9 protein-coding genes are annotated in these 12,265 nt (G+C 42.2%); 4 read left to right on the top strand and 5 right to left on the bottom strand.

Annotated elements, in window-relative coordinates; translation table 11 throughout:
- Both V7K62_RS18980 and V7K62_RS18975 read right to left on the bottom strand, forming a co-directional pair.
- Window positions 1-2,169 (bottom strand): AAA-like domain-containing protein (locus V7K62_RS18980; protein WP_334866663.1); only part of this gene is annotated, 2,169 nt, incomplete at its 3' end.
- A 159-nt stretch (window positions 2,170-2,328) separates the two neighbouring features.
- Window positions 2,329-3,864, bottom strand: a complete 1,536-nt coding sequence (locus V7K62_RS18975; protein WP_334866661.1) for an AAA-like domain-containing protein — start codon at window positions 3,862-3,864, stop codon at window positions 2,329-2,331.
- Window positions 3,865-3,996: 132 nt separating this feature from the next.
- On the opposite strand from V7K62_RS18975, the gene V7K62_RS18970 reads away from it, so the two are divergent.
- Window positions 3,997-4,389: a hypothetical protein gene (locus tag V7K62_RS18970; RefSeq protein ID WP_334866667.1), complete on the top strand. Its 393-nt coding sequence runs from the start codon at window positions 3,997-3,999 to the stop codon at window positions 4,387-4,389.
- Between the two features lie 519 nt (window positions 4,390-4,908).
- Here the strand turns inward: V7K62_RS18970 and V7K62_RS18965 are convergent.
- On the bottom strand, window positions 4,909-5,508 hold the full coding sequence (locus V7K62_RS18965) for a hypothetical protein (protein WP_334866660.1): 600 nt from the start codon (window positions 5,506-5,508) through the stop codon (window positions 4,909-4,911).
- A gap of 336 nt (window positions 5,509-5,844) precedes the next feature.
- Between V7K62_RS18965 and V7K62_RS18960 the strand changes: the two genes are divergently transcribed.
- Window positions 5,845-6,765, top strand: coding sequence for a lysylphosphatidylglycerol synthase domain-containing protein (locus tag V7K62_RS18960; RefSeq protein ID WP_334866658.1), 921 nt, complete (start codon window positions 5,845-5,847; stop codon window positions 6,763-6,765).
- A gap of 12 nt (window positions 6,766-6,777) precedes the next feature.
- On the opposite strand, the gene V7K62_RS18955 is transcribed toward V7K62_RS18960, so the two are convergent.
- Window positions 6,778-8,100, bottom strand: coding sequence for a hypothetical protein (locus V7K62_RS18955; RefSeq protein ID WP_334866656.1), 1,323 nt, complete (start codon window positions 8,098-8,100; stop codon window positions 6,778-6,780).
- 443 nt (window positions 8,101-8,543) lie between these two features.
- Entirely contained in the window at window positions 8,544-8,681 is a 138-nt protein-coding gene (locus V7K62_RS18950) for a hypothetical protein (protein WP_334866654.1), read from the bottom strand.
- Window positions 8,682-8,721: 40 nt separating this feature from the next.
- Between V7K62_RS18950 and V7K62_RS18945 the strand changes: the two genes are divergently transcribed.
- Together V7K62_RS18945 and V7K62_RS18940 are read left to right on the top strand one after the other, a co-directional pair.
- Entirely contained in the window at window positions 8,722-9,543 is an 822-nt protein-coding gene (locus V7K62_RS18945; RefSeq protein WP_334866652.1) for a hypothetical protein, read from the top strand.
- Between the two features lie 21 nt (window positions 9,544-9,564).
- On the top strand, window positions 9,565-12,264 hold the full coding sequence (locus V7K62_RS18940) for a Mu transposase C-terminal domain-containing protein (protein ID WP_334866650.1): 2,700 nt from the start codon (window positions 9,565-9,567) through the stop codon (window positions 12,262-12,264).
- Window position 12,265: the final 1 nt, after the last annotated feature.

Genomic DNA, 12,265 nt, shown 5'->3' with positions numbered 1-12,265 from the left:
CCACAACTTCACCGTCTTGTCATCACTTGCAGAGGCAATAGTTTTGCCATCGGGGCTGAAGGCGACACTATTGACAGAACTGCTATGCCCTTTGAAAGTCTGTAATTCCTGCCCAGCAAGATTCCACAACTTCACCGTCTTGTCATCACTTGCAGAGGCAATAGTTTTGCCATCGGGGCTGAAGGCGACACTGGTGACATAACTGCTATGCCCTTTGAAAGTCTGTAATTCCTGCCCAGCAAGATTCCACAACTTCACCGTCTTGTCATCACTTGCAGAGGCAATAGTTTTGCCATCGGGGCTGAAGGCGACACTGGTGACATAACTGCTATGCCCTTCTAGTCGGTTATGTTCCTTGACTCCATAAATTATCTGCTGAAGAGAAGCTATTGCCAAGACGCGGGTATCTGATTCTACATTTTTATCTGGTTTTTTGAGTCGTTTTCCTACTTTCAAGCCTGCTACTAAAGCATCAAGTTCTAAATTTGATGCCATCAGGTTTTGTGATTTGAGACTATTGGCGAGAATTTCGGCATTTATCCGGCGTTTATCTGCATCTGCTTTAGCCGCAGTTGCTTGCTGTTCTTGTTTTTGGGCAATTTTTTGCTGTTTTTCGGCTTCTGCTTGTCTTTGTCTGGCTAATTGTTCAGCCGCTTTAGTTTGCTCAAGGGCATTTGCTAATTTTTTTCCCCTTTCTTCAGCTAATTGTTGTGCAGACTTTGCTTGCTTTTCTCCTTTTTTAGCTCTTTCACTCTCGTGATTAGCAATGCGCTTTTGCTTTTCTGCCTCGCGGCGTTCTTCCTCTGCTTTTTGCTGCTGTGTTCGCGCATTTTCAGCCTGATGCTTTGCTTCATTGCGTTGAGTTTCTGCTTCTCGACGCTGTTGTTCTTCTCTATCGCGGGCATTTTGGGCAGTCAGACGTTCGCCATTCACATACACAACCACTCCCGTCATTAAAATCGAAAATACAACCAGTACCGCCACATAAGGCAGTGCAGGTTTAAGCTGTTCCCACCTATCCCGCAAGTTAAACGGCAAATGTTTATTAATCCATTTGTAATCAAATACTTGCCGATAGATTTGATTCCGCACCCGCAAAACATTATTCTCCCGCCGCACCACCCCCGATAGCTTCAAGTGAGATTTAGCTAAAGACTGCTCCTCATCCACAACCGCCCGCTTACCCCAGCGAATCTCGCGGTAAATAGTCAAAACCTGCGGGTCTGGTGAGCGTTTAGTCAGCATATCGCGGACAAACTGCAAGTTATTATCTTGCTCGCTCATCGTGCCGAAAAATGTGCTGCTAACTATCTTGTCTATATGGGCTGCGGATAAGACTTGATCCCCCCTAGCCCCCCTTAAAAAGGGGGGAACCCTCTTGCCCCGCTTTTGAAGGGGGGTTGGGGGGATCGAACCAACCAAAGCACCACAAAGACGCTGCGTTAAATAAGGATGTCCCCCCGTCCACTTCAACACCCAGCGTAATATCTGGTTTGCCTCATCGCTGGGTAATGCCAATCCCTCAGCTAAGGGTAAAGCTTCCTCAAAAGTAAAATCAGTTAAATCTACACGCTGTCCAATATTAAATGGTGTGCGTTTGGCATCGCTGATTAAATCGCCGGGAGTCGCTACCCCCATTAAGACAAAAGAAAGCCGCCCAAACTCAGGATTAGTCGCACGGGCAACATAGAGATAACGAATAGCGATAAAAAAATCATCGGTAAAATCCAGGCTGAGGGTAGAGTCAATTTCATCGACAAAAATCACAACTTGCCCATCAACCTCAGCCAGCAAAACCCTCTCAAAAAACTGTGTCAGCCGTTGCGATACTCCTAAATGCTGGTGTTCTTGCCACCAACTCACCACATCTGTATCAAACATCAGTTGGTCATCTAGCTTAACCAAAAAGCCAAAATACCACTGTTCGGCTGTGACTTGTGCCCCCAATTCTTGAAGGTCAACTATTACCGAGCGAATTCCTTCGTCCCTTAATGTTTCTGCCGTGCGTACCATCAAGCTAGACTTGCCCATCTGGCGCGGCGTCAGCACATAAGCGAAACTAGCTGACCGACATAAACCGAGCAATTCTTCATCGGCTTGGCGAGGAATGTAAATACCACCGCCAGCCTGTACAGTTCCCCCAACAGTGTAAATGCTTGGATTAGCCATGCTCATCCCCCATCATCCCTCGTTCCCTGACTCTGGCAGGGAATGCTTACAAGGAGGCTCCGCCTCCAGACTTGATAATTAAAGGCACCTCTGTGAGAGCATTCCCAGTCTGAGACTGGGAACGAGGTGAGAGTCGTGCTAACGGTGTAAATGCTTGAATTAGCCACGCAGATGCTCCCGGAAATAATCGGTGTAAAGTTGACAACGGGGAAACACTACACGCCCTTCCCGACGCACTAAACCTGCACCCCGCAAGCGGAAAAAGATGCGCTCATCTTCACAGGTGTTCTGGTGAATTACTTGGAACATACCCTGAACCAACTCCTGTTTGTTATGCAGCCGAAAAAGGTGGTTACGCAAATGATTGCCAAAGGGGCCATTATCTGCGATCGCATTGGCAAATAGTTCGGTAGGATAGAGGCGATCGCTAGCAACTGAGTAGAGTGCAAGGCGGACTAAATAAGGATGTCCAGCCAGTAACGCCATTAATTGCTTTTCTTCCCTGGCGTTGAAGGGTGAACCATGACGGCGGTTGAGATCAGCAACCTGTGCTACTGTAAAGTCCTCTAAATCAATTACTAGCCCAACATTAAAGGGGGATTGGTTGAGATTATCAATTAGCTGGTAGGGTTCGGTGGAAGTAACCAGCGCTAAATCCAGTTGCTTCCAGATGGGAGTAGTGGCGCGGCTATTGTGCCAGCTTCGCAGCATTCCAAAGAAATCGGAGCGAAAATCAGTATCAAAGACCCTTTCAACTTCATCCATCGCTAAGACAATGGGGTTGCCAAACTCCTTCAGCAAATAGCGGCCGACATAGCGAGTGCAACGCTGACTATTGCCCAAAGGCATATTCCAATACTCATCAACTTTGTCAGTCATTTCCAGTTCATCAGTTAACCAAGTACAGAACTGGCGAAAGAAAAGATCAGCATTAGTTAAGGCGGCTTTGTCAAACAATTGGAAATCCAGCAAAGCAACCCGCTTACCTGCATTCACAGCAGTATTAATTGTGCGGATTAACAGCGAACTTTTGCCCATTTGCCGGGGGCCTTTAATTGTAATTGTCACACCCTGCCGCTCAATAGTCTGCAAAGCAAGTGGATCAGATGAGCGTTCCACGTAAAAAGCAGATTGCGATTCCATTGTCCCTTCCGGCATTTCCAGCGAGACGGGCTGTGCTGAAGGAAAAGGACGGGGTAGGAGTGACGGCTGACTTATTTGGAGTAAATCTGCTTTCGATTTCTCTTCAGTGATAGCCAATGCACCGCCAGAGACAGCTTGCAACAACTCTGCAATCAGGCGCGGCGTATCATTCTCATCTTTCCAGAACGCCCAGTTAATCGCATTTAAGTAAGCACTCAAGGGATACAGGAACGGTTCTTGATACGCCAGACGCACCGGGAGAATTATCGGGCGTCCTGACTGTGATTTTGCCAAGTGGTGTGCTGTCTCTATTTCTGCAACCACCATCTCGCTGCTGGTTGACAAGGCTGAAAGGAAAGTAATCAGAAAATCAGCTTGGCGAATTTCTGCTTCAATACATTCAGCCCAGCGTGTACCAACAGACATGGTTTGGTCGATAAAGACTTTGTGGTGCTGCGATAGCGCCTGGAAGACTTGCAGCGCTACCGGTTCATCGGGGCTAGCATTACGCTTATAGCTGATGAAGATGCGTTTAGCCTGTGAGTTTAACATTACTATTAACCTTGTCTTCCTTCAGCTTTTTGAGTGGAAAAGCTTATCTAGTTGCGAGTCAATCTTGTACAGAAGTTGGGTAATTCTGTGCTTCGTCATCCAAGGGCGGTTTTTCCCTATTGTGAGGATTAGCTGAAAAAATCAGGATTTTATTCACAGCGCGATCAATTAGTTACACTCTACTACAGCGCAGTTGCAAGCAATTACCGACAGCACAAAAAAATTACTCACGGAGTTCAAAGACTCGTTAACGGAGTTCAAACACTCGTTAACGGAGTTCAAACACTCGTTAACGGAGTTCAAACACTCATTAACGGAGCTAAAAGACTCGTTGACGGAGTTCAAAGACTCGTTGACGGAGCTAAAAGACTCGTTGACGGAGCTAAAAGACTCGTTGACGGAGCTAAAAGACTCGTTGACGGAGCTAAAAGACTCGTTGACGGAGTTCAAAGACTCGTTGACGGAGCTAAAAGACTCGTTGACGGAGCTAAAAGACTCGTTGACGGAGTTCAAAGACCTCATTAATGAAGCTTAGAGGATGTTTGAAAACTGTTCGGCTGTAATTTTAGGCACTTCTAGATCCCCCCTAACCCCCTTAAAAAGTGGGGAACCGGAATCAAAGTCCCCTAATTTATCGGGGGATTTAGGGGGATCTAAAACGTTTTGCTACCGACCAGAGAACTTTTAAAACATCCTCTTAAACACTCGTTAGACATCTGGTAAAAAATAGAATGTAGAGACGTAGCACTGCTACGTCTCTACAAGGGTTCTGGATAAAGTATATAGCGTTTCCTGATCACATGAGGTACTACATCATAGTCCCCTCCTCGCTTGCGGGGAGGGGGTTGGGGGTGGGGTTCTTGTACCTAACTTAAGCGAGAACCGCTATATTTAATTTCTACAGATATCTATTAATAGAGTTCAAGGGAATCAAACCCATTTAAAACCAAAACAAAGCCTGTGTACGCAGGCTTTGCTTTGGTAGCCCCAGACTAAAGGTCTGTGGGCGCTTTCATATTTTTGCAAAAGATTGAATAACTAATTTCAATCAGCGTTTCTGACTGCTCCCTTGACTGCATCGCCAGCATCTTCGGCTGTGCGTTTAACATTTTTACCAGCATCCTCAGCTCCACGCTGAACATTTTTTGTCACGTCTTCGGTAGCATTCTGGGTATTACCCTTGAGATTTTCAATTCCTCGCTGAGTCCCCTTAACAACACCTTTGCGAACTTCTTCAGCTGAACTGCCGATATCTTCACCCAGATTCTTTACTCTTTCACCAAGGGGTGTACCTTGTTTGTAATTTTCGCCATATTGCTCGCGACTATCAATTCCCTTCTGATCAATATTCTTTTGAGCATTTTTTACTAGCGCATCAGCTCTATCATTAGCTGCTTTTTCATCTATCGCTCTGGGATCTACATCACTAAAGTTATTCATCCCACCGGCGGGAGAATTTAAAGGATAATCTTTTGTAGAATCATATCGCTCGATCTTAGGTGCTTGAGAACCAGCCTGTGGTGGCTGTGCTGCTACTCCTGGAGCACCACAAGCCTGTGTCAAAAATAGAAAGATTCCTGCTAAAAAAACAGTTAAAACTTTCAAAGGACGAATGTTTTTCAGCCAAGTCATTGCTTTTTTCATATTTATCACTCCTTGCATTTTTGTGACTAGTTAAACTTCAACCAAGATAGCATTTGGAATTAATTTTGTATCCCAAGCATTCAGAAAAAATAATAACTTCAATTAATGATATGAATAATTAAATAAGTTTTACCTCTAGCGCAAGTCACATTTTAATTAGCGCCAAAGGAATATTTTTATCTAACTCTAGGGAGATATAAACTAAAATAATCTGGTTGTTGTCAAAATAGCTACATCAACCTGTTTGATACTTCCAAAGCTTTGGATATATAGCTGACATGCCATAAGATTTGAGGTATTCAGCCCTTGTTGCTCTACCGTTAAATGACTAAATTCATGAAGCAATTTTTACGCTGGATAATTTTGGGGGGGACGCTGTTTTTTTTAGTCAAAGCTCTGAAGGATAATTGGATTGAGGTGACTGCTATTCGCATTGATGGGGTAGGATGGGCAATTATAGCGATCGCAACAGGCATCACTTTACTAGCTCATACTTGGGCAGGCTGGATCTGGACTTGGATTCTCCAAGAGTTAAATCAACCTGTATCATCTCCCCAGTTCATCCAAGTTTACCTAAAAACGAACATCGCTAAGTATTTACCAGGTAATATCTGGCATTACTACGGGCGAATTGTCGCCGCCAAAAATGCCAATATTCCTACTGGTGCAGCCACCTTAAGCGTTTTGCTGGAACCGCTACTCATGCTAGCGGCTGCTTTAATCATCATTGTCTTATGCAGTAGCCAATTTGCAGCAGCTAATACTACCCTTGTTATACAAATACTACAATTTCTGAGTTTAGCTGTAGTCCTTGGTGCGATTCATCCCTGGTTTTTAAACCCAGTTATTCGCTTTTTGTACAGATTGAAAGCAAAAAAGTCTGCTACTAGCACTGAGCCAACTGTTCCCTTCAGTCTTAAAAGCTATCCCCTACGCCCTTTGTTAGGAGAATTGGGCTTTATGGGACTACGCGCTACTGGGTTTATATTAACTATGTTCGCTCTGGGTTCGTTGAATGCGAATCAAATTCCTTTATTGTTAGGGGCTTTTAGTTGCGCTTGGTTGTTGGGGCTGGTTATTCCGGGTGCGCCTGGTGGGTTAGGTGTGTTTGAAGCGACTGCGTATGAACTTTTACGACACCACTTTCCATCTGCCCTAGTATTTAGTGCGATCGCTTTATATCGCCTCATTAGTATTCTAGCTGAAACTGCGGGTGCTGCCCTGGCTTGGTTAGACGAACACCTGACTAAATCATGAATCAGGCAAAATTCATTTTTTTCTATCTACCTTCATCTGTGAAAACACCCGATAACCATCCAGATTTAATTGCTGATTACTGCTTTGTTCTTCTTCTTCCATCTTAATCAAGTTATATTCTACATTTTCTGCGTAAATTGCAAACGTAATATTAAAAATCTCCATAAAATTTATTATCCCCTTGCATTCTTCTTCCGAATAGTTTTCGTAAAAACGAATCAAGTGAGCAATCCGAGTTTCTAAATGTCTCCGGGAATTTCTAGAAATCAAAATAATCTTTAACAGTAAAATTACCAATGTTAGAGCATGTCCTTGGTTAAGCAATAAGATAAATAATGACGAAGGTTCTTTCCCATTTTCTGTTATCAAGCAATCAATCACTCGATTACAGGTTCTCAAGAACAATTCTTTAGTGATATTTTCTTGATTATAATTCGTCTTCCATAAGGATAAATTCTCTGTAAAGTGCCGCCGCCAAATCTCGACTGATTCTTGATTTTCTACAGAAAAAAATAGATATTTTTCCAGATTTATTTTAAATTCTTTCAGAGTTTGATTTTCAGTTTGCTTGATAAATATATGAGCAATATTTTCATGACTAAATACACCTCTTTTTAAGACAATTGTTTTTATTAAACGCAGAGCTTGATCTCCCAAAACACTGGGATTTGTATAGCGTGTTGTGCTTGAGACGGCAGATTGAGAACGAGCAATATACATTGCTAGTTCAAACTTAAATTTGTCTTTTATCTGTTTAGAAAGCCTTCTAGCAGCCTCTTGTTGCTCTTTGGGATTTTTGTCATTGACAGATTGATCAATTAATAAATAGGAAGTGTAGCGATTAGCCCAATGACCTTTAAATGATTCTTCATATTTGGTAGTGAATAATTTCAGATCCTTGTAATCTTTGCTGTTGACAAAATTCTCTATCCAGCTTTTACAAATTTTTACTACTGGAGGATTATTGGACTTTATCTTCAGATTTTCATTAACAAATAAATTAACTAAGTCTTGGATATATTTGTCTTTTCGGTTACTTTTCCAATTATTAACTATAATGTAGCAACACCGCTTAAGTGTATTATGTAACTCCTGTTCTTGATCATCTAAAAAAATGCTGTATATTCCAGGTATATAATCGGAATCCTCTAAATCAAGACCGTCTATAAATAAACCTTTGAATTCCCGTAAAACATCCTCTGGTGGCAATTTCTTGACAATTTCCACAAAGAAGCTATAAACCTCCTCTTGGGCAATTTGCACATTTAGCTGTTTAGAGTTAGACGTAACACAATGGGGATCTTCCTGATTAATTGATAAACTATTAGCGGTCATTTCAGTTATCAGGACAAAAAGGCTTCCTGTTCATATTGTTACCAGCTTAACCTTGGTGAACAGGAGCATCAATCTATTCTTCAGAAATTCAGTAATCTTTTTACACAAATTTGATTAACCAAGACTATAAATAAAGTATTAAAGACAAATTGTTTAATACTTCATCAAATAGTTCAGTGAAATCACTTAGTTGTAAGCATCAAAGACCATACATAACTATATGGGCGAGTTAATCTATGATTAGATACAACTCGCCCATACCTTCTATCGATGTGACTTTACCCATAACTTTACCAAGGCTAGAAGCATAAGCTTGCCGCAGAAGGGGCTGTGAAGCTTGATATTGCGTCAAATAAATTATCAGTTTTTTCTACTTTTGGAACCATAAGTTTGCCGCGAGTCGGAATTGGAATCATAAGCTTGCCGTGAGTAATTATAAAATTTTATTTTTTGTAGCGCCCCATAAATATAGTCATTAGACGGCTCAACTCCTCAAACCGCGCTTCTAGCGAATCAGTCCTTTCTTCTGTGTGCTGAACCTGTTCGCGTAATTTATCTAAACCTTGCTCCAAGAAGTCCACCCTGTCTTCAATAGAATCTTCGGGTAAACCTAAATACTGAGTGATTGCAATTCCTGAAGATGAGGATAGAGAACCTGTTTATAGCCGCGAACTCAATAATCACATCAAAGACTTGCTGGGGATTAAAGACCGTTCCAAATCCGTGCGGATGGATCATCCCAAAAAGGCTGCGGAGAAACTACTTCAGTTTTATCAGGGAGATAGGCTTCAGGAGCTAATTACCCATTTGGGGCAGGGTTTAAAGGCGAATGCTGATAGCCAAGAACCAGCAGAAGAGAAGCTTAATCATCCACATAGCCCGCATTTTTCGGAGCCAGCCCTCCCTTCGAGTTCTGCCCCTCCAATTAATATTGGAAGCACAAATACCGCGCAAACTAGTCAAGCTCACGGGACGGAAGCTTTCCCCCCAGAGACTTCGCAAAAGAACCATAAAGTCTTAGACGAATTAAAACTAGCTGACAAACAAGCCGAAATAATAGACGAATGGGTGAAAACAGGAGAAATGCCTGCGTTAGCATCACAATTACTGTCAGTTTCGGATTCTAATGCGAAGACAAATATACCTCTTGTGAAACCATCATCTATTGACAATTGCACATTAGAGCTTGCAGATACTTATAAAGTTCAGGAGCGCGAAACAACAGAACTGCAAACCTCAGATCCAAACATGGAACTGACCTCAGATGAACTAGCCGAAAGATTGCAGGTTAGGCCGGATAAGCTTCGCGCCACCTTTTATAGAAACAAAGAAAAGTTTCCTAGATGGGCAAAAAAACACGACCCAGATGGCATTGCTTGGCAGCGCACTGACGTGAAAAAAGGACGTTGTTGGTTGTTTGTTCCTATAAATGAAACCAATTAGTCATCAACACAGGAGGTATCCATGCTGTCAAAGGCAGAATTTGATGCTTGGTGTTGTCGCCTTGATCTATCTCAACAAACGCAAAATTTAATTGAAAAAATCCGCTCATCAGAACCATCCCGCCGCGTAGGAGGTGGGCGAAAAAATGTTTCTGGGCGTTATCCCAGTCGAAAGATGGGAGCTACTATTCAATTTGAGTCTCACCGTGTTGAACTTCCTACTATCTACGAATTTGAGCATGATGAGGAAGTTTTAGAATTTTACGACCAGCCTTCTCCAATCAAGTTGGACTATCAAGGGAAAAATGGGCGAAATCTGGGAGTTTTGCATACACCAGACTTTTTTGTAATTAGAAATAATTTTGCTGGTTGGGAGGAGTGCAAAACTGAGGAGGAATTAAGAAAATTAGCTAAGAATTGTCCAAACCGCTATTTTTGCGATTCTGAGGGTAGATGGCGCACTCCACCAGGAGAAAATTATGCACAACAGTTTGAGCTTTACTACCGCCTACGTGTAGACACTCAAATTAATTGGGTTATCCAGCGCAACGTAATTTTTTTGGAAGATTATTTTCGAGCCGAGTCTTTTCACTTAGAAACTGCAATTAATGCAGAAATTCAGCAGTTAGTATCAAAGTCACCAGGAATTTCCTTGACTGAACTACTAAATCATGGAACACAAGCTAGTGCAGATGACATTTATGCTTTGATTGCCACAGAGCAATTATACGTTGATTTAAGCGTTGCACCCTTAGCTGAACCAGAACGAGTTTGTGTTTTTTCCGACAAGCAGACATCTACTGCCTATGGTTTGATGCTAAAAACAACAACTTTATCAACTCCGATTAGTTTCTCTGCGATTAACCTTTCTATTGGGACATCAATATCTTGGGATGGCAAAGGCTTAAGTATCATTCATGTTGGAGACACTGAAGTTACTTTACAGGACGAACTTGAGCAGTTAATTCAACTGAAAAAGACTTTATTTTTAAATCTGGTTCAGCAAGCGAAAATAAAAAGCTTACAAAAATCTGAAGCACCATATATAAAAGCAGAGTCTTGGGAGCAATTTTATAAAGCAAGCCCTGAAGACCAAGCAGAAGCCCTTCGCCGCTACAAAGTTATTGAACCATATTTAAATGGAAATCCACCTGAAAACGAAACAGTCCCAGAGAGGACTATTCGCCATTGGAAATTGAAGTATTTAGCAGCACAACAGCAGTACAGTTGTGGTTATATCGGGCTTCTCTCCCATCGCAGTGCTAAAGGCAACCGCACGCGAAAACTGCCAGAAGAAACCTTAGTGCTGATGGAAAAATTTATCCTGGATGACTATGAAACCCTCAAACAAAAGAAAATGTGGGAGGTACATAGTGCTTTAGTCAGGGTTTGCGAACAACAAGGTGCTATTGCTCCAAGCTATAAAGCGTTTACAAAAGAAATAAAGAAACGTTCTAGTTACGAACAAATCAAAAAACGCCAAGGTCGTAGGGCTGCATACAAGCAAGAAACTTTTTATTGGGAACTGAACCTGACTTCGCCCAGGCATGGCGATCGCCCATTTGAAATTGCTCATATTGACCATACAGAATTAGATGTTGAATTGGTGTGTTCCCGTACTGGCCGTTCATTGGGTAGACCTTGGGTAACTTTTTTGATAGATGCTTATTCCAGAAGATTTTTAGCTGTTTATTTGACTTTTGACTCGCCTTCCTATCGCTCTTGCTTGATGGTGTTACGATTGTGCGTTCAACGCCACAACCGTTTACCACAGATAATTGTCGTAGATAACGGTGCAGAATTTCATAGCGTTTATTTTGAAACGCTATTAGCTACTTTTGAATGTACGAAAAAAAATCGACCTCCTGCCAAAGCGCGGTTTGGTTCTGTATGCGAACGTCTGTTTGGTACTTCCAATACTCAATTTATTCATAACCTACTCGGCAATACACAGATAACTCGTAACATTCGCCAAGTAACCAAGTCAGTTAACCCTAAAAATCAAGCTATCTGGACACTGGGCAAGATTTACGAATATCTTTGCGCTTGGGCTTACGAAGTTTACGACATAGATGAACATCCCGCTCTTTTCCAGAGTCCGAGGGATGCTTTTGCTGCTGGTATAGCGATCGGCGGTAGTCGGCTTCACCGAATGATTCCTTACGATGAAAACTTTCAGATTCTTACCTTACCTACAACCTCTGAGGGAAAGGCGAAAGTTCAATCTGGAAGCGGCGTAAAAATTAATTCAATCTACTACTGGTCTAATAGTTTTCGTGACCCGCAAATTGAAAATACCTCTGTCCAGGTAAGATACGACCCATTTGATATTGGTATCGCTTACGCCTTTGTTCGAGGGCTATGGGTACAGTGCATTTCTCAATATTATGCAGAATTTCAAGGTCGTTCAGAAAAAGAACTGAAGTTAGCTAGTGCCGAGTTACGCAAACGCTCCTCAAATCATACACGACAATCAAGAGTTTCAGCCAAGAATCTAGCGGAGTTTTTAGCTTCAGTAGAAGCCCAAGAAGCCTTATTAGAGCAGCGTTCTTATGATGCAGAAGCTAAGGAAGTCTTTAGGGTAATTGAGGGTGGAAAAGCTACTTTCAGTCGCAACGAAGAACCAAAAGTTATTCAAATTCCTTTTGGTAATACCGACAATCAAGTGACTGAAGTTGAAGCAAACACTCCAGAAACACTTGTAGTTTATGAGGAGTTTTAGT

This window comes from Nostoc sp. (genome assembly GCF_036917935.1).
In the GTDB taxonomy this organism is placed as follows: domain Bacteria; phylum Cyanobacteriota; class Cyanobacteriia; order Cyanobacteriales; family Nostocaceae; genus Nostoc.
The sequence above is the reverse complement of the archived record's forward strand: the minus strand, read 5'-3'. Positions and strand labels throughout refer to the sequence as shown.